This window comes from Sulfurimonas sp. HSL-3221 (assembly GCF_021044585.1).
GTDB classification, from domain to species: Bacteria; Campylobacterota; Campylobacteria; order Campylobacterales; family Sulfurimonadaceae; genus Thiomicrolovo; species Thiomicrolovo sulfuroxydans.
This window is the reverse complement of the sequence record NZ_CP087998.1, coordinates 933321-953260: the sequence shown is the minus strand read 5'-3', so window position 1 is coordinate 953260 and position 19940 is coordinate 933321. Positions and strand designations below refer to the sequence as shown.

18 protein-coding genes and 1 riboswitch are annotated in these 19940 nt (G+C 58.5%); of the genes, 1 reads left to right on the top strand and 17 read right to left on the bottom strand.

The features are described 5' to 3' along the window. Positions 1 to 39: 39 nt before the first annotated feature. The 4 genes from LOH54_RS04830 to pheS are packed head-to-tail and all read right to left on the bottom strand — an operon-like array spanning position 40 to position 5468. A complete protein-coding gene (locus LOH54_RS04830; RefSeq protein WP_231020877.1) occupies positions 40 to 876 on the bottom strand; it encodes a 4-hydroxy-3-methylbut-2-enyl diphosphate reductase in 837 nt (278 codons plus the stop codon). Beyond that, positions 866 to 2149: a 3-phosphoshikimate 1-carboxyvinyltransferase gene (gene aroA / locus LOH54_RS04825; protein WP_231020875.1), complete on the bottom strand. Its 1284-nt coding sequence runs from the start codon at positions 2147 to 2149 to the stop codon at positions 866 to 868. The genes LOH54_RS04830 and aroA overlap by 11 nt, the downstream gene beginning before the upstream one ends. Continuing rightward, positions 2146 to 4479 carry a phenylalanine--tRNA ligase subunit beta gene (pheT, locus tag LOH54_RS04820; protein ID WP_231020873.1) on the bottom strand — a complete coding sequence of 778 codons (2334 nt, stop codon included), beginning with the start codon at positions 4477 to 4479 and terminating at the stop codon, positions 2146 to 2148. The genes aroA and pheT overlap by 4 nt, the downstream gene beginning before the upstream one ends. Then, positions 4476 to 5468: a phenylalanine--tRNA ligase subunit alpha gene (gene pheS / locus LOH54_RS04815; protein ID WP_231020871.1), complete on the bottom strand. Its 993-nt coding sequence runs from the start codon at positions 5466 to 5468 to the stop codon at positions 4476 to 4478. The genes pheT and pheS overlap by 4 nt, the downstream gene beginning before the upstream one ends. A 336-nt stretch (positions 5469 to 5804) precedes the next feature. Between pheS and LOH54_RS04810 the strand changes: the two genes are divergently transcribed. Further along, positions 5805 to 6161 (top strand): histidine triad nucleotide-binding protein, encoded by a 357-nt coding sequence (locus LOH54_RS04810; RefSeq protein WP_231020870.1) that lies wholly within the window; start codon positions 5805 to 5807, stop codon positions 6159 to 6161. Between the two features lie 293 nt (positions 6162 to 6454). Here LOH54_RS04810 and LOH54_RS04805 read toward each other — a convergent pair whose 3' ends face one another. The 13 genes from LOH54_RS04805 to rsmH form a co-directional block, all read right to left on the bottom strand. Beyond that, positions 6455 to 6922 carry an OsmC family protein gene (locus tag LOH54_RS04805; RefSeq protein WP_231020868.1) on the bottom strand — a complete coding sequence of 156 codons (468 nt, stop codon included), beginning with the start codon at positions 6920 to 6922 and terminating at the stop codon, positions 6455 to 6457. Beyond that, positions 6919 to 8307: an argininosuccinate lyase gene (gene argH, locus LOH54_RS04800; protein WP_231020866.1), complete on the bottom strand. Its 1389-nt coding sequence runs from the start codon at positions 8305 to 8307 to the stop codon at positions 6919 to 6921. The genes LOH54_RS04805 and argH overlap by 4 nt, the downstream gene beginning before the upstream one ends. Positions 8308 to 8386: 79 nt before the next feature. Further along, positions 8387 to 8722 carry a cytochrome C gene (locus LOH54_RS04795; protein ID WP_231020864.1) on the bottom strand — a complete coding sequence of 112 codons (336 nt, stop codon included), beginning with the start codon at positions 8720 to 8722 and terminating at the stop codon, positions 8387 to 8389. A gap of 86 nt (positions 8723 to 8808) precedes the next feature. Continuing rightward, positions 8809 to 9747: a hydroxymethylbilane synthase gene (hemC, locus tag LOH54_RS04790; RefSeq protein WP_231020862.1), complete on the bottom strand. Its 939-nt coding sequence runs from the start codon at positions 9745 to 9747 to the stop codon at positions 8809 to 8811. Then, entirely contained in the window at positions 9744 to 10574 is an 831-nt protein-coding gene (locus LOH54_RS04785) for a thioredoxin domain-containing protein (RefSeq protein WP_231020860.1), read from the bottom strand. The genes hemC and LOH54_RS04785 overlap by 4 nt, the downstream gene beginning before the upstream one ends. Beyond that, entirely contained in the window at positions 10537 to 10956 is a 420-nt protein-coding gene (locus tag LOH54_RS04780) for an FxsA family protein (protein WP_231020858.1), read from the bottom strand. The genes LOH54_RS04785 and LOH54_RS04780 overlap by 38 nt, the downstream gene beginning before the upstream one ends. Continuing rightward, positions 10953 to 12659: a proline--tRNA ligase gene (locus LOH54_RS04775; RefSeq protein WP_231020856.1), complete on the bottom strand. Its 1707-nt coding sequence runs from the start codon at positions 12657 to 12659 to the stop codon at positions 10953 to 10955. The genes LOH54_RS04780 and LOH54_RS04775 overlap by 4 nt, the downstream gene beginning before the upstream one ends. A gap of 6 nt (positions 12660 to 12665) precedes the next feature. Continuing rightward, positions 12666 to 13910, bottom strand: coding sequence for a glutamyl-tRNA reductase (gene hemA, locus LOH54_RS04770; protein WP_231020854.1), 1245 nt, complete (start codon positions 13908 to 13910; stop codon positions 12666 to 12668). Further along, positions 13910 to 14800, bottom strand: a complete 891-nt coding sequence (locus LOH54_RS04765; RefSeq protein WP_231020853.1) for a polyprenyl synthetase family protein — start codon at positions 14798 to 14800, stop codon at positions 13910 to 13912. The genes hemA and LOH54_RS04765 overlap by 1 nt, the downstream gene beginning before the upstream one ends. Before the next feature lie 15 nt (positions 14801 to 14815). Further along, the gene (locus LOH54_RS04760) at positions 14816 to 15103 is read right to left on the bottom strand and encodes a DUF2018 family protein (RefSeq protein ID WP_231020851.1); all 288 of its coding nucleotides are present in this window, start codon (positions 15101 to 15103) and stop codon (positions 14816 to 14818) included. Positions 15104 to 15294: 191 nt separating this feature from the next. Continuing rightward, positions 15295 to 15369, top strand: a riboswitch (cyclic di-GMP riboswitch). 248 nt (positions 15370 to 15617) lie between these two features. After that, positions 15618 to 18725 carry an efflux RND transporter permease subunit gene (locus LOH54_RS04755; protein WP_231020850.1) on the bottom strand — a complete coding sequence of 1036 codons (3108 nt, stop codon included), beginning with the start codon at positions 18723 to 18725 and terminating at the stop codon, positions 15618 to 15620. Continuing rightward, entirely contained in the window at positions 18722 to 19015 is a 294-nt protein-coding gene (locus LOH54_RS04750; RefSeq protein WP_231020848.1) for a hypothetical protein, read from the bottom strand. Before LOH54_RS04750 ends, LOH54_RS04755 begins: the two co-directional genes overlap by 4 nt. Continuing rightward, the gene (gene rsmH / locus LOH54_RS04745) at positions 19005 to 19937 is read right to left on the bottom strand and encodes a 16S rRNA (cytosine(1402)-N(4))-methyltransferase RsmH (protein WP_231020846.1); all 933 of its coding nucleotides are present in this window, start codon (positions 19935 to 19937) and stop codon (positions 19005 to 19007) included. Before rsmH ends, LOH54_RS04750 begins: the two co-directional genes overlap by 11 nt. Positions 19938 to 19940 lie beyond the last annotated feature (3 nt).

The following is a 19940-nucleotide window of genomic DNA, read 5'->3' as shown; positions in this document are numbered from 1 at the left end:
TTACGCTAAGCAGCATCTTCCGGAAACGCGCCGGAAGCTTCAGGCGCTCTTCGAGCCCGTTTTGATCCGCGCAATCACCTGTTCGATGATCCAATCCGGCGTGGAAGCGCCGGCACTGATGCCGCAATACGCTTTCCCGTCAAACCAGGCGTCGTCGATGTCGTCGGGTCCTTCGATGTGATAACTGTCCAGGCAGTACGCCTGGGCGATACTGTGCAGCTGCTTCGTATTCGAAGAGTTCTTCCCGCCGATGATGATCATCACATCGGCCCGTTTTGAGAGGTCCCGCACCGCATCCTGGTTTTCGAAGGTCGCGTTGCAGATCGTGTTGAAGACCCTTACCTCTTTATAGCGCGGTATCAGGTAATTGACGATTTTGAGGAACTCGTCGACTTTCCGCGTCGTCTGCGCCACGACGGCAATCTTCTCTTTGAAGCGGATCTGTTCGAGCTCCTCGACGCTCATAACGACATAAGCGCCTTCCTTGGCGTAGCTTTTCACCCCGCGGATCTCCGGATGCGCCTCATCGCCGAAGATAACGATGTCGTACCCCTGCTCGCTCATCTCCTCGCAGATCTGCTGCGGTTTGGTCACATAGGGGCAGGTGGCGTCAACGACATGGACATCTCGCGCATAGAGCGTCTCCAGCTCCTGCTTCGGAATGCCGTGGGTCCGGATGACCGCCGTGTCGCCCGCTTGGAAATCGTCCAGATTCTCCGTCAATGCGACCTGGAAATCCTTCTGGAGACGTTCGATCTCCTTCGCATTATGGATCAGTGGGCCGTAGGTGGCCGACTGGCGGTTCTCCTCGGCGATCTTGATCGCCCGTTTGACGCCGAAACAGAAGCCATAGTTCTCTGCCAGTTCAATCTTCATGTTGCACTTCCCCGATCGTACCGATCAGTTCGAAAAAGTTCGGGAAGGAGGTCCGGATACAGTCGGTATCCGTGACTTCCATCCCGCAGCGCAGCCCGGCGACGATAAAACTCATCGCGATGCGGTGGTCCCCGAAACTGTCGACGGCAGCCGCCTGCAATGCTCCGCCCGTAATGCGGTAGCCGTCGTTGGACTCTTCACAGACTATACCGCATTTTTGCAGGTTCGTCATCACCGTAGTGATGCGGTCGCTCTCCTTGACCCGGAGCTCTTCGGCATTTTTGACCTCGCTGGTCCCCTCCGCCGTCGCCATCGCGACGGCCAGCGCCGGCAATTCGTCAATCAGCCAAGCGATGTTCTCTTCGACGACGACCGCCTTGAGCGGCCGGTAGCGCACCTCGATATTCCCGATGGGCTCATACCGCTCGTCGGTCACCTCGTAGCGAATATCCGCCCCCATGCGTTCGAGCGCCTTGAAGGCCTCGATACGGGTCGGGTTGAGGGTGACGCCCTCGATGACGGCGCTGCTGCCGGGTATGATCGCTGCGGCAACGGCAAAAAAGAAGGCGCTGGAGGGATCGGCGGGGACCCGGATATCAAGGGGCTGCAGCAGTCCGCCGAGCGGCTGCACTTCCGTTCGGAGATGCTCCGTTTTGATCTCGGCCCCCATCCCGCTGAGCATCCGCTCCGTATGGTCTCGGCTGAGTTCGGGTTCTTCGAAATAGCAGGGGCCGTCGGCCCGAAGCGCTGCGAGGATCATGGCGCTTTTAACCTGCGCCGAAGCGACAGGGCTTTTATAGTCGAAAGCCTTCAGCGAACCGCCACGCACGCTCAGCGGCGCAAGGTCGCCGTTGTTGCGGCCGTCGAGCTGCGCGCCGATGCTGCGCAGCGGCGCCGTTACCCGTTTCATCGGGCGGCGGCGGAGGTATTCGTCCCCGCTCAACACGAAGTGCCCCTCCGCCGACGCGAGCAGCCCGCAGAAAAGCCGCATCCCCGTACCGGAATTGCCGCAGTCGAGGATGTCGTCGGGCTCTTTGATGCCGCGGGAGGCGATTGTGATCACCTCGCCGTCATCCGCCACCTCGGCCCCCAACGCTTCCACGATGCGCAGGGTATTCATCGTATCCTCCCCGCGCAGGAAGTTCCGGATAACGCTTGTGCCCTCGGCGAGGGTCGCGAACATCGCGCTGCGGTGTGAGATCGATTTGTCCGCCGCGACCTTGTCGCTGCGAAATGCGAACGTCCCCGCCGGCGCGATACGGACCCGGCTCATCGCAGTGCTACCCCAAGGTCGTTCTGCAGGGCCGCAAGGACCCCTTCCATCGCTGCCGTGATCTCCTCTTCTTCCAGGGTCTTCTCCTGCGACTGCAGCACGAAGCGCAGCGTCAGGCTCATCTGATCGCCCAGTGTCTCGTCCGTATAGCGGTCGACGGGGTAGAAGCGGACGATCTCGCCGCTGCGGCTTCCCTCGATGACTTCGGCCACCTTCGCGTACGCCATGGCCTGCGGCATCAGGATGCTGAGGTCGCGGTGCGACGCCTGGTACTTGGAGTACGGCTTCGCTTCGACCCTTTCAAAGGCGAGCGCATCAAAAGATCCTTCGAACATCACGGTGCGCGGAAGGTCCATCTCCGCCTGCAGCGTCGGGTGCAGCGTGAACATCTCCCCGATCTTGAGGCCCTTTTGGTAGACGGCTGCCGCCTGGTAGGGGTGCGCCATCTTGTGTGTCGGCGTAACCGGCTTCAGGGTGAAATCGCCCAGAACGTCCGCCGCCAGTTTGGAGAAGGACTCAAAACTGACACTCTCCGGCTTCCCGCTGTTGTCGAGGCTGTCCTCGTTCAGGGTTCCCGCAAAGAGGAGCGCGATTTTGACCGATTCGCGGCGCTGGACGTCGAAGACCGAACCGATCTCGAAGAGCGGGATACGTTTGCGGCCGTTCTTGGCATTGCTGCTGGCCGCGTTGAGCAGCCCTGCCAGCAGGGTCGGACGCAACGTATCGAGTGTCCCGGCGATCGGGTTGAGCAGAGAAAGCTCCTTCGCGACGCTCGCCAATCCCAGGGCGTCGAGCTGCTCACGCTCGTTGAAGACAAAGTGAACGCTCTCGTAAAAGCCGCTCTGCGCTGCGCGCTGACGGTAGGTCTGCTTTTTCCGGAACGCAAAGTAGTCATCGTCGATGCGGTCCGCTTCGGTCAGGACGAAAGGCTTCGCCGGGATATTGTCGATACCGACGATACGAACGATCTCCTCGATCAGGTCCTGACGGTTGACGATGTCGTGACGGAAGCGCGGTACGCTGACGACGATCTGCTCTTCGCTCGATTTGGAAATATCGAAGCCGAGGTTTTTGAGAATATTCGCCACGCGGCTCTTATCTATTTCTGTACCGACAATGCTGCTGACGTAGGCCATATCGATGCTGATATTCTTCGGTTCAAAGACTTCGGCATGCTCCAGGGTGCCGCCGTAGATCTTGCCCTCGCCCTTCGCCTCGATGCAGCTGAAAAGGAAGTCGCTGCCGACGGAGAGTTCCGGTTCGCTTCCCCGGGAGGTACGGTAGTAGAGCGGCCCGCTTTGCAGTTTCGTCTCCGCCATCTTCTGCGAAATGACATCCGGGGCGATATAGCTCGCCTCGATGACGATGACGCCGCGGACGTCTTGCAGACGGGAAGCATCTTCCTGGCGGATACCGATGATCGAAGCGCACTCCTGCCCGTAGACGGCGGTGAGGCCGTGGGCTTCGCGCTTGATGACGATCTCGGCGAGCTTCTCGTCATTGCCACGGAAGAAGTCCACGGGATAGGCGCGCAGGATCACGCCGGTCGTATGCATGGCGTACTCAAGACACCCTTCGACGGCGTTTGCGCGGCTCTCGTCGATCATCGCCAGACGCAGCGTCATCAGCAGTGAGTCGTCAAAGAACTCGACCGATACCGCATGGTAGCGGACGCTTCCGGTAACATCGCCTTCAACATCGAGTTTCAGCAGACGCCCGATGCCCAGGCGGTTCTCATCCTCACGGCCGGCAGTGCGGGGTTTCAGACTCTTGTCCAGGGCCGCACAGAGGTCGCGGGCCACCCCGCGGATACTCAGACAATCCCCGCGATTCGCCGTCAGTTCGATCTCGATCAGGTCGTCGTTGATCAGCGGGTAATCGGCGAGAGGCTTTCCGAGCTCGAGCGCGCCGATACTCTCATCAAGCACAAGGATGCCGTCGTTCACTTTAGGCAATCCCAGTTCGGTCGCGGAACAGATCATCCCCGCCGAATCGACGCCGCGCAGCTTGACCGGCTTGATCTCCAGGCCGCCGGGCATGACCGCACCGACGACGGCAACGGGAACATACTGCCCCGCCGCGACGTTAGGTGCTCCGCAGACGATCTGGCGCGTTTCGCCGCCCAGATCGACCTGGCAGACGTTAAGCTTATCCGCGTCCGGGTGTCTTTCGCATGCCGCGACCCGCCCGACGACGATCTTTTCGGGGATCCGGTAGGACTCTACCCTATCGACCTCCAGACCGATGGCATTGAAAGTCTTGGCCAGGTGCTCCGTCGTAATGTCGGAAAGGTCGATCCATTCGTTCAGCCAGTGGCGTGTGACAATCATTTGAACTGCTCCAGTAGTCTGATATCGCCCTCAAACAGCGAACGCAGATCCCCGATACGGTGGATCAGCATCGCGAAGCGCTCCACGCCGAGGCCGAAGGCGTAGCCGCTGACGTTCTCATAACCAACCGCCTTGAAGACGTTGGGGTCGACGATCCCGCAGCCCAGGACTTCCAGCCATCCCGTCTTGGAACAGACGCGGCAGCCGTCGCCGCCGCAGAAGATACAGCTGATATCGACTTCCGCGGACGGTTCCGTGAAGGGGAAGAAACTCGGGCGAAAACGGACCTCGACGTCACCGAACATGTACTTGAGGAAGTCCTCAAGAATAAACTTCAGGTTCGCGAAGGAGACTTTGCCCTCTTCGTCGACGAGCAGACCCTCGACCTGGTGGAACATCGGAGTATGCGTCAGGTCGTAGTCGCGGCGGAACACGGCGCCCGGAGCGATCATACGGATCGGCGGCTTCTCCTGCTTCATCGTGCGGATCTGGACCGGAGAGGTGTGGGTGCGCAGCAGCAGCTCGTCTTTGAAATAAAAGGTGTCCTGCATGTCACGGGCCGGGTGGTACTTGGGCAGGTTCAGCGCCTCGAAGTTATGGAAATCATCTTCGACCATCGGTCCGGTCTTGACCGAGAAGTTCATGGCGACAAAGTACTCGACGATGCGGTCCATCGTCTGCATCACCGGGTGCAGCGCACCGCGTTCGCTTCCGCGGCCGAACAGGGTCACGTCGATCGCCTCCGCTTTCATCCCCGCCTCGAGCGCTTCGAGGGCCAGGATCTCCTTGCGGACGTTAAAGGCCTCGGTCAGCTTCGCCTTATGCTCGTTGAGCTCTTTGGCAAACGCGCCCTTCTCCTCGTTGGGAACGGACTTCATCTTCGCGAACTCGGCCGCGAGCACCCCTTTTTTCCCGAACACCGCAATACGGATCTCTTCAAGTTTGTCGACACTCTGTGCCGACGCAATGGCGTCATACCACTCTTGCAACCCTGGCTCCTTCCCGGGGACGTCTCCCCCATGTATCTTGCGCGTATTGTATCCAAAGAGCTTTAAAGGGCAGTATCATTGATCAATTACACTGCAGGAGCAAAGCCCCTAACGCTAAGTTCGCGTTGTCCTCGCGCTATGCCCTGCGGAATTCCGCTTCGCTGCATCAGCAGCGGGCGCTCTGGAAGAAGTGCTCTCGGAGCGCTCGCGCGCCCTCGGCGCTTTTTCTCTGAAATGCTCTTCTTTAAAATCAATACGATACCCTCCAATTCAAAGCAGGTCAGCCTCAAAGGCTTCTATGCTACAATCACAAAAACGCTCTTTCAAGGAACATTCATGTGTCTTTTCTGCAAAATCGCCAACAATGAACTGAGTGCCAACACGGTGCACGAAAACGACGACTTCGTCGCCTTTCACGACATCAATCCCAAGGCCCCCGTTCACGTGCTCGCCATTCCCAGAACCCATGTTGACAGCTTCAACGAGGTGACGCCGGAGATGATGGCGGGCATGACTGCTTTTATCCAGGAAGTGGTCGAGAAGGTCGATATCAAAGAGAGCGGCTACCGCGTTATTACGAACATCGGCGAAAACGGCGGCCAGGAGGTCAAACACCTCCATTTCCACATCCTCGGCGGCGCCAGACTGCGCTGGGGCCACTTCGCGGACGCGGACCCGAAAGACTTCCTTTAATCGCACGGCTTCCGAACAAAGTCCGGATGCCTACGTTAACACTGGGTTTGCTTCGGCAGCAAGCCCACGCGCAGAAGGCCTGCGCTTTCAACTCTCCCCACTAAAAAACATTACAAAAAATTTCGGCATGGAGTGTCCACGTAATAGGACGGTTGAAGTGCGTGTGAGTGTATTACATGCGGCAGCCGCATTGTCCTTTTTTCTTCCCGGTTCGGCTTCTTTTTTGGACAAACAAAAAAGAAGGGGAACAAAGAACCTAAAAAAGGTTTGCGGCATATTGAGGCAGATAAGCCTTAGCTGGGGCAGGCTTCGATTTCACCGAAGTCGATATTGCCGCCCTGCCCGCTGATGATCTCCTCATTCTCACGCAGGACGTTGCCGTTGTGCGTCACGGAGTAGGTGATCTTCGTCGTATCACGGACGGTATTGATCGTCGAGCAGTAGGTTTCGATGCTTCCCATGACCCAGCGCAGCGCCGTCATATCGTCGGCGTCGGAGTCGAAGCGGTAGTCGAGGTGCAGGGTATTAAACTTGCACGGCGGCGTTTCGTTGCGCACGACCTCGCCGTCGACACTGAGGTTGGTGACCGTCTTGCCCTGCTTTTTCGGGATGGCAATGAGGTCGCTGGTCGTACAGGCGACAAGGCCGGAGAGGAAGTATTCAATCGGGGAGATAACCGGGCAGTCAATGACAAAGCTCTGTCCGCGGTCCGTTTTCGCCTCGAAGCGCATCTCGTCCAGGTGGGAAATCGTTACTTTCATAAATCAAGCTCCTTCAGGTAGTTTTCGAAGTGCACGATCTGTTCGAGCGTGCGCACCGTCGCCGTTCCGCCGGAGGAGGTACGGGCGTTCATGGAGTGCGCCAGCTGAAGATGGGGGATCACGTCCTCGCCGATACGTTCGTCGATGGCCTTGAGCTCACCGTAAGCGATCTCGCTCAGGTCTATTCCGAGCGCTTCGGCCCGGGCGACGGCCTTGCCCGTAATAAAGTGGGCCTCGCGGAACGGCACCCCACAGCGCTCGACGAGGTAGTCGGCCAGGTCTGTAGCGCTCAGGTGTCCCTTCTTTGAAGCAGCCAGCATGTTCTCCGGTTTGACCGTCATCGTCTTGAGCGCTTCGTTCAGGATCTCAAGAGAGATGTGCGCCGTGGCAACGGCGTCGAAGACTCCCTCTTTGTCCTCCTGGGTATCCTTGTTATAAGCGAGCGGCAGCCCCTTCATCACCGTGAGCAGCCCCATCAGCGCGCCGTAGACGCGGCCCGTTTTGCCCCGCAGCAGTTCGGGGACGTCCGGGTTCTTCTTCTGCGGCATGATCGAGGAGCCTGTCGAGTATTCGTCGGAGAGCTCGACAAAGCCGAACTCGTAGCTCGACCAGAGGATCAGCTCCTCACTGAGGCGGGAAACGTGCATCATCATCGTCGAGATGTTAAAGAGGATCTCCAGGGCGAAATCGCGGTCGCTGACCGTATCGAGGCAGTTGACGCTGACGCTGTCGAACCCCAGCGCGTTGGCGGTCAGGTTGCGGTCGATGTCGTGCGGCGTCCCGGCCAGGGCGGCGCAGCCCAGCGGGGAGACGTTGTTGCGCTGGCGGCTCGAGAGGAGACGGTCGATGTCCCGTTTGAACATGCTCGCGTATGCCAGCAGATGGAAACCGAAATTGATCGGCTGGGCATGCTGCAGGTGCGTCATCCCCGGCAGCAGCGTCTCTGTATGCTTGCCGGCAATGTCGACGAGGGTCTGCATCAGGGTTTTGAGCTGGCCGACGATCTCCAGGTTCTTGCGCAGGACATAGCGGCGGAAGTCGACGGCCACCTGGTCGTTGCGGCTGCGGGCCGTATGCAGTTTCTTTCCGGCATCCCCGATGAGCGCCGTAAGACGCTTTTCAATCGCCATATGCAGGTCTTCGTCGCTGATATTCCACTCAAAACTGCCCGCTTCGATCTCTTCGCGGACCTGTGCCAGTCCCCCGCGGATCGCCTCGAGCTCATCCGCACTCAGGATACCGCGGCTCTGCAGCATGGCGGCGTGTGCGAGCGAACCTTCGATATCTTCCCGGTACAGTTCGCGGTCGAACATGATCGAGGCGTTAAACTGGTCTAGAAGTGACGAGGCTGAGGCACTGAAACGGCCGGACCACATTTTTTCCATAGCTCTGTCTCCAAAATAAAATACGGTATTTTAGCGAATAGGGTTTAAAGTGCAGAAAGGGCCCAGAGGCCCGGAGGTTTTAGTTACAGGCGGGAACGTTCCCGCTGTCCTTGGCGTATTCGACCATGAAGTCCTTCAGGTGCTTCGAATTTTTCTGGTACTTCTTGCTTTTGAAGTATTTCCAGGACTTCTTCGCTTTCTCACTATTGAGATGCAGTTCGGCCAATCCTGCGCCGTTGTCCTGCATCATCTTTTTCCATGTTCTCCGTTTATAGGTAAAGGCGATATCCTGACCGTCATCATGGCAGGCTTTACACTGTTTATGAAACTCGCGCTGGCCTTTGTACACGGCTGCTTCGCCGACAGCACCGGTCAACAGTGCCGTAATAAGAACAGAGAAAACGACCTTCTTCATTCGCATCCTTTATCCAAGGGAGGTGTCACACAAGAATACATTATATATTATTATGCGGGCCTTAATTGTGACACTTTTGTAACAGGCTACTTAAACGCCATCTCTTCGGCCCTGGCAAGCAGTTCCCGGGCACCTTGTTCAATGAACGTCTCCGCCATTTTTCGGCCGAGATTATCGACGGCATCTTTAGGTACTTCGACCGATTCGGCAAGCACTTCCGTGCCGTCGGGAAGCCCGACAATCGCCTGGGTCAGCACCTGACCGTTTTCGAGGACGGTGGCATTGACGCCGATCGGCACCTGGCATCCGCCCTGCAGGGTATCGACAAATTCGCGTTCGATCGTCGTTTCGATACGGGTATTCGTATCTTCAAGCCCCCGGGCGATCTCAAGGACTTCCGGGTCATCAACGGCTTCGATTCCGAGTGCGCCCTGTCCCATGGCAGGCACCATATCGCCCAGCGCGATCGGGTAGACGTACTCGACGCTGTCGAGCAGCCCCAGGCGGTTGATCCCGGCCGAAGCGAGGATGATGGCATCGTACTCGCCCTCTTTGAGCTTTCGGATGCGGGTATCGACATTCCCGCGGAGGTCCTTGATGGTCAGGTCCGGGCGCAGGGCCAGGATCTGCATCCGGCGGCGCAGCGACGAGGTCCCGACGACCGCCCCCTCGGGCAAGGCATCGACGCTGGCATATTTTTCGCTCAGCATCGCGTCGCGGTCGTCTTCGCGTTCGGTAATGGCAGCCAGCAGAAGCCCGTCGGGCATCTGCGTCGGTACGTCTTTGAGCGAGTGGACCGCCAGCTGGGCTTCGCCGCCCAGCATCGTCTCTTCGATCTCTTTGAGAAAGAGCCCCTTGCCGCCGATCTTTGCCAGCGGCACGTCGAGGATCTTGTCGCCGCTGGTCACGACGATTTTAAGCGACACTTCCAGACCGGGGTTCTGCTCCTCGAGAACGGCCTTGATATGTTCGGACTGCCAGAGTGCCAGCTTGCTTCCGCGGGTTGCGATGACGAGTTTCTTCATTTAACGTTGACTCCCTTGTAACGGTTTTTGGTTGCATCTTTTTCGCCGTCGAAATAGACCGTCGGCGTGCCGCTGACCATCAGGGATTCGATGACGGCGTCATCCGATGCAACCTGGGCGTTGACCGCCGCGGCATGCAGATCACTGATTTTCAGGTTCGTGTTGACGGCTTTGTTGAAAGCATCGAGGATCTTCTGCTCATCCTTTTCGCGCGTGATCGTCGTCGGCACCTTGTAGAGCGAGAGCATGACATCTTTGCGCCCCTGGAGCTCTGCGGCCACTGCTGCGCGGGTCAGCGTCGGTGCCGCGGGGTGGAGGCGTTCAAGCGGGAAATGGTAGTAATAGACGGCGAAGGTCTCCGGGTACTGCTTCATGTACTCCACCGCCTTCGGAACGTAATTGCGGCAGAAAGGGCAAAGCGGGTCGGAGAAGATCGCGACCTTGTGCTTTGCATTCGCATTCCCGTAAATCAGGTTCTCTTTTTTGTAATACTCGGCTTTGAATTTCGGGGCGACGGCATCGCGAAGGCTTTTGCCCGTTTTCATGTCGGTCAGTTCGCCGGTGATCACCTTGTCGTTGGCGAAATAGATGACGCGCTGCTTCACTTCGCGCTCATCCTTGCCCTGCTTCACCTTGGCATCGAGCGACACGACAAAACTGTCCCACCCTTTCATGCCCTCAAGCGGTTGACGCTCGACGACTTTGACCGTCAAAGAGCTGATGGCGGGATTCTTGGAAAGGTTGTTCTTGAGAAAGGTTTCGACTTCGCTGTTCGTTGCGGCAAAAAGGCTAGCGCTTATCAGCATCGTCGCTGACAATTTCGACATCAATGACATGGTCATCCTTTTGAGTGTTGTGAGTTGATGAATCGTGCTTGGATTGTGACACAAATCGGTTAACCAACATCTTCGTTATGACGCTGAACTGAAGCAGTACGCCGAAAATATCCGTGAGAAAACCGGGGGCGATCAGCAGAAAAGCGCCTAGAATGGTAAAGAGGTTAAGCTGCTGAAATTCGAAGGGGTCGATACGCGCCTGGTTCAGCGCGTTGATATTCTCCGCCAGCGTTCCCCGGAAGTTCGCCAGGATCACGATGCCCACCAGGGCGCTCGCGATCAGCTCGACGAAGGTCCATACCCCGCCGATCGCCGAAGCGATCTTAACGGAAACGAGCACTTCCAGGAAAAGATAGAGGAGAAAGTAGATCATCCGATCCACTCCATAATGCGCGCGAGGGCTTCGGAAGAGGGAACATCCGTCTTTGTATCTTCGGCTCGGTCGAAGAACTGCACGATGCCGTTGGCGAGCTCCTTGCCGATGATAACGGTGAGCGGGTAGCCGACCAGTTCCGCGTCTTTCGCCTTGAACCCGAAACGCTCCTTGCGGTCGTCCATGATGACGTCAACACCCGCATCCTGCAGCGAAGCGTAAAGGCTCTCGGCCAGGGCCACCTGCTCCTCGTCTTTGATGTTGGAGATCATCAGGTTAACCAGATAGGGTGCCGTCGCCTTGGTCCAGACGCACCCCTTCTCGTCATGGTGCTGCTCGATGACCGCGGCGATAAGGCGGCTCACACCCATACCGTAGGTGCCCATCACGAAAGGTTCCGCTTTCCCGTTCTCGTTGAGGAACTGCGCCCCCAGCGGTGCGGAGTAGACGGTGCCGAGCTTGAAGATATGCCCGACCTCGATCCCTTTCGTATAGGAGAGCTTTCCGTCGCAGACCGGGCAGCCGTCGCCCTCTTTGACCTCATAAAGCGCGGCATACTGCGCCTCTTCCGGAAGGACCGAAAGATCGACGCCGACATAGTGGAAATCGGCCTCGTTGGCGCCGCAGATCATATTGGCCGCCCCTTTGACGTCCCAGTCAAAGATCGTACGCACGGCATCCAAGTCCAGCGGCCCGATGAAGCCCGGTACCAGCCCGAGCGCCGAAAGTTCCTCTTCGTTGACATCGACGAGATCCAGCGCACCGCAGGCGTTCGTCGCCTTGACCTCCTGCAGGTCGTCGCAGCCGCGCAGGAAGAAGACGACGACTTCGTCCCCCTCTTCGTAGATCGCCCGCTTCGCCACGGCCTTAAGGGTGTAGTAGGGGTCGACGTGGAAGAAGCCGCCAAGCTCCTCGATGCTCTTAATGCCCGGCGTCGCGAACTTGTTGAAGTCCGCCTCCGGCGCCTCGGGAATCGTCGTACGTTCCGAACGTCTGGCGGCCTCGATGTTGGCCCCGTATTCGCAGCGGTCGCAGACGGCAAGGGTATCTTCGCCGCTGTCGGCAAGGACCATCAGCTCCTTCGAGCCCGACCCGCCGATCGCGCCGCTGTCGGCCTCGACGATGCGAAAATCAAGCCCCAGCCGCTCCAGGACGCGTTTGTAGGCCGCTTCCATCGCATCGAACTCGCGGTCGAGGTCCTCGTAGGAGGTGTGGAAGCTGTAGCCGTCTTTCATGACGAATTCACGTGCGCGCATCAGGCCGAAACGCGGGCGCGCCTCGTCGCGGAACTTCGTCTTGATCTGGTAGAGGTTCAGCGGCAGCTGCTTGTAGCTGTTGACGCGGTTGCGTACGAGGTTGACCATCATCTCTTCATGGGTCGGTCCCAGGACAAAGAGGTTCTCTTTGCGGTCACGGAAGCGCAGCAGTTCCTTGCCGAACTTCTCGATCCGGCCGCTCTCTTCCCACAGCTCCGCCGGGGTGACGAAACTGAGGTCCACCTCCTGCGCACCGGCACGTGCCATCTCTTCGTTGATGATCGCTTCGATCTTTTTCAGCACCCGCTTGCCCAAAGGCATCAGGTTGTACAGCCCGCTGGCGACCTGGGCGATAAACCCGGCCCGGGTCAGATAGATGTGGCTCGGGAGCGCCGCGTCTTTGGGCGCCTCCTTCTCCGTCGGGATAAAAGCCTGGGACATACGCATTGTCGGTTACTCCTCACTCATGTCTAAAATAAATGCCATCGAATCGATCATGGCGTCGATGTCGCCCTCGTCGGCAGCCTTTCGCAGCTGCTGCACCTGCGGATGCAGGAAACGCTTGATCGCCTGCAGTGCCATCTTCTGTGCCTGCGCTTCGTACGCCTCGGGCACGTAGCCCTTCCCGACGACGCGGGCCGCCTCCGTTGCCGCCGCCGCGTCCGCGCGGCGGTAGAGCTCTTTGATCAACGGCTCGATGTTGAGCGATTTGAGCCAGGCATAGAACTCCGCCGTGTAGCGGCCGACGATAGCGAAGGAGGCCTTGGCCTCCTCTTCGCGCAGCATGATATTCTCGTCGACCGTGTTTTTCAGGTCGTCCACCCGGTGCACCGTCACCATCGCATGGTCGATGTCGCCGATATCCCGCGGAACCGCCATATCGAACCAGTGGCACTCCCGCTCTTTTTTCAGACCGATCTTCCCGCCGATGATGGGTTCTTCCGCGCTCGTTGCCGTAAAGATCATATCGTACTCGCCCAGGACGTCTTTGAGGCGCGTAAAGGGTACAAGCGTCCCTTTCACCTCTTCGGCCAGCGCTTCGACCTTTGCCATCGTACGGTTCATCAGGCTGACCTCGGCCCCGTGGTTTTTCAGGGTACGCGCGGCAATAACCGACATCTCTCCCGAACCGATGACCAGCGCCCGCTTGCCCGACAGCGTACCAAAGGCGCGGCGCGCGGCCGCCACGGCGACACTGGCGACGGAGACGGGCTTGGAGGAGATATCGGTCTGGTTGCGCACTTCGGCCGCGCATTTGAAGGCGTAGTTGACCGCCCGGGTCAGTTTGTCGCCGCAATGTCCCCGTTCCAGGGCGAAACGATAGGCGTCTTTGAGCTGGCCGGCGATCTGCGTCTCGCCGACGATGAGCGAATCAAGGGAACTGGCGACGCTGAAGAGGTGATGGATCGCCCCCTGGTCCTCGAAAAGCTCCGCCCGGCCCTCCAGCTCGTTGAGGCTGATCCCCGAATGCTCATGCAGCAACATAAAGAGGTGCTTGGCCGCTTCACCTGGGTTGTTGCAGCTGCTGATCAGTTCAATACGGTTACAGGTGGAGAGGACGAACGCTTCGTTCAGATAGGGGGCTTCGAGGGTACGGGCAAGAAAGGTCTCTTTGGCAGCATCATCGTTAAACGCCAGCTTGTCCCGGATGGGGAGCGTCGTGTTTTTGTGCGTAAAACTGAGTATGAGGTAGTGCATCAGAAGGTTCTCTGCATCATGGATTCGATGACGGCTTCGAGTGGTGCATCACCGCTGACGGCGCGTTTCGCCTCGTCGCTAAGGGCACGGGCCTGCGCGTAGGCGGCTTTGACCGCCCCGCTGCTCTCCAGCCCCGCTTTGAGCCATTGCGTCTCCTCTGCTGTCGCACGCCGGCCGTGAAGGGCGAGGAGACGCTCACGCGCCTCCCCCTCGAGCGTACGGTAGAGGTGGATGTAAGGCAGGGTACATTTGCCTTCGACGAAGTCGTTCATCGCCGGTTTGCCCAGCGTCGCTTCATCGGAAACGATATCGAGGATATCGTCGATGATCTGGAAGGCAACGCCGAGGTTCTTGCCGTAGAGCGCATAGGCATCGGCATCCTTCCCGGCGAGCAGAGCGGCGCACTTTGCCGCTGCCTCGATCAGGACCCCCGTTTTAAGATAGAGCATCTGCAGATAGCGCTTTTCATCCTCATTGAATGTTTTCGCCATCTGCACATCCATCATCTCGCCGACGGAGAGGGAGGTGACAGCATCCGCCACGCTCTTGGCGATCCGTGCGTCGAACTGCGTCAGCTCGCTGAACGCTTTGGAGTAGAGGATATCGCCGAGCATCACCGCCTGTTTGCTCCCCTCGGTCGCATTGACAGAAGGGCTACCCCGGCGCAGCTGCGCCTCGTCGATGACATCGTCATGCAGAAGGCTCGCGGCGTGAATCAATTCGATCACCGCCGCCAGCGTCACCGCGGCATCTTCCTCCCCCGCGATCATCATGATCAGGCGGGCACGGAGGCGCTTGCCGCCGGACAGTGTTTCAAAAAGCCCGGTCGCGTACGGATAATCCACCGCCGCCACCATCTCCTGCATTCTCCGCGCTACCGCTTCGACCATCTCGGCGTCTTCCCCCTATTCGCTCTGGCTGAGCACGTTGCCCATCGACTCGATATAGAGCTCCTTCGCCATCGCGTTGATCGCATCCGCTTCCTCGAACTGAAGCTGTTTGATCGTCCGTTCGAGCGTCGCATCGTCCATCGACTCTGAGAGGATTTTTTCCATTGCGGCCAGGCGCTCGATCAGGCGCTGGAGCTCCCCTTCGGCGACCGAACGGTTAGCATTGAAGATAACGTCCATGAATTTACTGCGAGGCGATCCGCTGAACATATCGCCTTCGTCTTCGAAAAGTGCTTCGTACATCTTGTGTAACCTTGAAAATAATTCGTGATTATACCCCTTTTGGGCTTAAGTGCATCTCCTCAACTCATAATCACCGTCCGGACTTTGCCAATCGCTACTTTACGATCCGATAAAAAAATAAAGCTAGAAAAAAATCATATTTTAATGGAACTGTAAGCTGTAACTTATAACAATCTGTTGTTGCTTAATTATGTAGATAATGCCAAACTCGTTGCGAAACGGGGACGGAAAGCCACGGGTCTCACTGAGACGGCCGGGTTGCCTAAACATAAACTAAGGTCTTCTACTCCTCGAGTGTCTTGCACACGCTCTACTAATTAGCACACAATTCTCGGTTCAACATAAGGTGACGGTACACTCCTTACTACTCAACCTGATGCCATCATACGGACGCTGACGTCTGTGCGGACGGCAGGTCTGTATGATTTTGAGTGTCCGTTTAATCACAGGGAGGGAAGTGTCGGCTTCCTTCCCTACCGCACTTCCTTTTCTCCTCTCATTTCAAAGCGCGTCGCTACCGTTTGATACGGTAGATGACGGCATAAAGCAACGGTACATAGAACAAGTTCAGTACCGTTGCCCATAATATCCCGTATCCCAGCGACACCGCCATCGGCTGCAGTATCTGTGCCTGACCCGAAGCGAAAAAGATCAGCGTCATGAGCCCGAGTACCGTCGTGATCGACGTCATCAGGATCGGCCGCAGGCGGGTCCGCGCCCGCCGCATCAACGCTTCGCTGTCCCTGGCCTGCCGGATAAAACTCACCATGATCAGGCCGTCGTTCACGACGACCCCCGCCAGCCCCACGGCCCCGATCAGACTCGGCATCGTAATGGTGAGGCCCATCACCCAGTGGCCGACATAGACACCGACAAGGACAAGGGGGATCGTGCTGAGCACGATCAGCGCCAGTACCAGCGAGTCGAACAGCCATACGAGGGTAATAAAGATCAGGAAGATCGCGACGGCCGCCGCCTGGGACATCTCCCGCTGCGTCTTGGCGTTCTCCTTCTCCTCCCCCTTGATCTCGATATCAAAGCCCTCTTTCCTGAGCCCTTCCAGCGTCGGTGCGATCGCCGCCATCACCTCCGACGATGTCCGAATATCCTTGTCCAGCGACGCATAGACGCTGCGGATACGCGTACCGTCCTCCTTTTCGATCGTCACATAAGCCTGCGTATAGATGAAGTCGGCGACGTCGCGCAGGGCAACGGTCTGCGTGCTGCCCGGGATCTGGATGCGGAAGGTCTCCAGACTCTCGGGGTCATCTTTCTGCACACTCTCGATGCGGATGCGGACCAGGCCGCTGGCACTGAACATCTTGCCGTATTCGCCTTTGAGGTAGTGGGCGCGCAGCTGACGGCTGATATCCGCCTCGGTAAGCCCCAGGTCGTAACCGTAGTCGTTGATGCGCAGTTTCAGCTCCCGCTCCCCGAGATCGGCATCATCGGAAATGTTATAGACCCCCGTCACGTCGGCTAGGGCTGCTTCCAGCACTTTCACGCCCATCGCCAGCTCCGCATCATCCTTGCCCTCGAGCGCGAGCTCGATATCGTGCGCGACGACCCCCGTTCCCGGGACGGTAACGTTGAAGTTCTCGAAGGTCTTGGTCCCGTCATCTTCCGTGCGTTGGGCGAGCGGTTCGAGCCACTGTTTGACGTCTTCGCTGATCCGCTTGGCATCACGCTGCCGTTTGAGCACGTCGGCGTTATATTCGATCGAGAAGATGGGATTGATATATCGGTTGTACCAGTTATCCGGTGCGCGTTCGTGCAGGTCGATGAAGACCTGGAAGAGGTTCTCGCCGATTTCCGCCTTGTTCTTCGCATCCAGACGCATCCCGATCACCGCCGTCACCGAGGAGTACTCTTCGGGGTCAAGCTTCTCCAGCAACATCCGCTCGATGGCCGCAACCCTCTGCTCCGTATCTTCGAGCTCGTTGTTGATATTGACCTTCCCCGTCACGTAGACCTGGGTCACGTCGAAGGGCGGGAAAAGCTGAAAACGGCTCTGCGACACCATCACCGCCGTCAACGCAGCGATGGTGCCGACGATCAGGAAAAGGGAGCGTTTGCGGCGGCGGAAAAGGAGGTGCAGCGTTTTGTCGTACCAGCGGTAGAGGTGTTCCCAGATACTGTGGCTGACATGGCTCTCCCGGCGCAGGCGCAGCAGTTCGTGCGCATGCAGCGGCAGGAAGAAGAAGGCTTCGAAGAGGGAGCTGAGCAGCAAAATGGTGATCATCACGGGCAGGATCTTGATAAAAGTCCCCATCTCCCCGCTGATCAGCAGCATCGGCAAAAAGGCAAAAACCGTCGTCAGCGTCGCCGTCAGCACGGCGGGGAACATCTCCACCGCCCCCTGGATCGCCGCCTGACGCCGTGGCATCCCCTCCTCCATGTGGCGGTAGATGTTCTCCGCCACGACGATCGCTTCGTCGACGAGCATCCCCAGGGCGATCAGGGCGCCGAGCAGGGAGAGCATGTTGAGCGAATAGCCGATCATCTCCGTCGCGATCAGCCCGATCATGAAACTCATCGGGATCCCCATCGCCACGACGAGCGCGATGCCGCGGTTGACGAAGATAAGCATGGCGGCGAAGACGAGAATCAGCCCGACGATGATGTTGGAGACGACCGTATTGAGACGGTTCTTGATCCAGACCGAAGTGTCGGTGTAGACCGCGAACTGCAGGTCCGGGTAGCGTTTTTCGAAGCCCTTGAGGGTTTCGCGGATCTGTTTGGCCAGGGCGATGGCGTTGCCCGATTTTGACTTGGTGATGTTGACGGAGACGTTGCGAACCCCATTGTAGTGCGACAGCTCCGTCGCGTCGCCCAGCTCGAAGGTGGCCGTAGCGATCTGGCCGATTTTCACCCGCTTGCCGCCGACGCCGATAACCGTATTCTCGATCGCCGTTTCATCTTTTTCGCCGTTGTAGGTGCTGATGTAAAGGTGTTCGCCCCGCCGCTTGATGGTGCCGACGGGAAAAATGGAACTGAGATTCTGCAGCGCTGCGACCACGGCGTCGGTGGAGAGGCCGTAGGCGTCCAGTTTGTCCGGATCGATGCGGAAGACGAGTTCGTCGTCGGAATCGCCCCGGATCGTAATGTCGCTGAGCTCCTTGTAGCGCGACAGCGCGCTTTTGAGCTCATCGGCGCGCGCAAGGAGTTCGGTCATGGGCGCCTCACCGGCGATGGCCACCAGCACCAGCGGGATCGTCTCTTCATGGATCTGCGCGATGGGTTCGTTCATGTCCGAAGGGAGGTCCCGCTTCGTCTGGGCGATGATATCCTTGACGTCGTTGAGCACGTTGATGTTCTGCGATCCCGGCTTGATGTCGGCCGTGATGGTGAACGCGCCGTTTTTGATCGTCGTCGTCACCGTCTCCAGTTCGCTGATATTCCCCAGCTCGTCCTCGATCGTGGTGACGACCATTTTATCCAGGACATCCGCGCTCGCCCCGGCGTAGCCTCCGGTGATCGTGATCTTGTCCATCTGGATCGGCGGGAAGATCTCTTTGGGAATGTTAAGGTAGGCGAAGACGGAGAGGAGCAGCACGAACAGCAGCAGCATGTGGTTGAGCAGCGGTTTGTTCAGCGCGAACTCGATGAGGCGTGCGATCACGGCTGCTCCTCGACAAAGAGGGTGTCGAGCACCTGGTTTTTGAACTTCAGCGCCTCCACCCGCCGCTTGATGACGAGGTTCTCCTCTTTGAGCGTCTCGTATTCGCGCTGCATCGTCGCAATGTCGCGGCTTTTGTAGTAGATGCTGTTTTGAAGGTAGATCTTCGGGAAGAGCAGCATCCAGACGATCCCGAAGACCATCAGCATGCTGAACAGAAACCGCAGGCCTATTCCTTTGCGGGTAACAATGGCGCTGCCGGTCTCCTCAAGGAGGTTGGCTTTATCGTCCATGGCAGTTCATCTCAAAAAGCCGCAGTTTCGCACTGCGGCTGCGGGGGTTCTCTTTGAGTTCGTCCGCCTGTGCCGTGATCGGCTTTTTCGGCCGGGGGCGCCCGATGGCGTGGTCGTTGCCGCAGGTACAGCGCATCGCGTCGCTGGGGCAGATACAGTTTTTCGCCCACTGCGCGAACCGCTGCTTGACGATGCGATCTTCGAGGGAGTGGAACGAGATGATCCCGATGAGCGCCTCGGGGAAGCAGGCGCGTTCGCAGACGTCGAGCAGGCGGTTCAGCTCCCCCAGCTCGTCGTTCACCTCGATGCGGATCGCCTGCATCACCAGCGTCGCCGGATGGATCTTCTTGCCGCGGGGCGCGAAGGGGCGGACCGCCTCGGCGAGCGCTTTGGCGGAGGTGAAGGGCCGCTGCGTTGCGATGACCTGCGCGATCTTGCGCGCGTTGGGAACCTCGCCGTAGTCGCGCAGGATGCGCTCGAGTTCCGCCTCGGCGTAGGTATTGACGACGGTCGCGGCATCCAGCGGGGCCGAGGGGTCCATCCGCATATCCAGCGTCTCGCTCTCAAAGGAGAAACCGCGATCCTTCTCGTCCAGCTGCAGCGAAGAGACGCCGATATCCGCGAGCACCCCCCGGATCTGCTCCGCGCCGTAATCCCGCACGATCGTCTCCAGCACGGCGGAAAAGCGCCCCTTACGGATCTCGACGCGCTCTCCGAACGGGGCCAGCCGCTCCGTCGAAAAACGGATCGCCGTCTCGTCCTGGTCGATGCCGACCAGACGGAGGTTCGGGTTCGCTTCGAGCAGCAGGCTGCTGTGCCCGCCGTACCCCATGGTACAGTCGACGACGATGCCCGCTTCGCAGCCGGAAAAAGCTTCGGTAACTTCTCGGTAAAGTACCGGAATATGGGGGATGTTCTGCATGCG

Excerpts from the sequence above, each read along its gene's own strand:
- LOH54_RS04830 (WP_231020877.1), bottom strand. The coding sequence starts at position 876 with ATGAAGATTGAACTGGCAGAGAACTATGGCTTCTGTTTCGGCGTCAAA.
- aroA (WP_231020875.1), bottom strand. The coding sequence starts at position 2,149 with ATGAGCCGGGTCCGTATCGCGCCGGCGGGGACGTTCGCATTTCGCAGC.
- pheT (WP_231020873.1), bottom strand. The coding sequence starts at position 4,479 with ATGATTGTCACACGCCACTGGCTGAACGAATGGATCGACCTTTCCGAC.
- LOH54_RS04810 (WP_231020870.1), top strand. The coding sequence starts at position 5,805 with ATGTGTCTTTTCTGCAAAATCGCCAACAATGAACTGAGTGCCAACACG.
- LOH54_RS04805 (WP_231020868.1), bottom strand. The coding sequence starts at position 6,922 with ATGAAAGTAACGATTTCCCACCTGGACGAGATGCGCTTCGAGGCGAAA.
- argH (WP_231020866.1), bottom strand. The coding sequence starts at position 8,307 with ATGGAAAAAATGTGGTCCGGCCGTTTCAGTGCCTCAGCCTCGTCACTT.
- LOH54_RS04795 (WP_231020864.1), bottom strand. The coding sequence starts at position 8,722 with ATGAAGAAGGTCGTTTTCTCTGTTCTTATTACGGCACTGTTGACCGGT.
- hemC (WP_231020862.1), bottom strand. The coding sequence starts at position 9,747 with ATGAAGAAACTCGTCATCGCAACCCGCGGAAGCAAGCTGGCACTCTGG.
- LOH54_RS04785 (WP_231020860.1), bottom strand. The coding sequence starts at position 10,574 with ATGTCGAAATTGTCAGCGACGATGCTGATAAGCGCTAGCCTTTTTGCC.
- LOH54_RS04780 (WP_231020858.1), bottom strand. The coding sequence starts at position 10,956 with ATGATCTACTTTCTCCTCTATCTTTTCCTGGAAGTGCTCGTTTCCGTT.
- LOH54_RS04775 (WP_231020856.1), bottom strand. The coding sequence starts at position 12,659 with ATGCGTATGTCCCAGGCTTTTATCCCGACGGAGAAGGAGGCGCCCAAA.
- hemA (WP_231020854.1), bottom strand. The coding sequence starts at position 13,910 with ATGCACTACCTCATACTCAGTTTTACGCACAAAAACACGACGCTCCCC.
- LOH54_RS04765 (WP_231020853.1), bottom strand. The coding sequence starts at position 14,800 with ATGGTCGAAGCGGTAGCGCGGAGAATGCAGGAGATGGTGGCGGCGGTG.
- LOH54_RS04760 (WP_231020851.1), bottom strand. The coding sequence starts at position 15,103 with ATGTACGAAGCACTTTTCGAAGACGAAGGCGATATGTTCAGCGGATCG.
- LOH54_RS04750 (WP_231020848.1), bottom strand. The coding sequence starts at position 19,015 with ATGGACGATAAAGCCAACCTCCTTGAGGAGACCGGCAGCGCCATTGTT.
- rsmH (WP_231020846.1), bottom strand. The coding sequence starts at position 19,937 with ATGCAGAACATCCCCCATATTCCGGTACTTTACCGAGAAGTTACCGAA.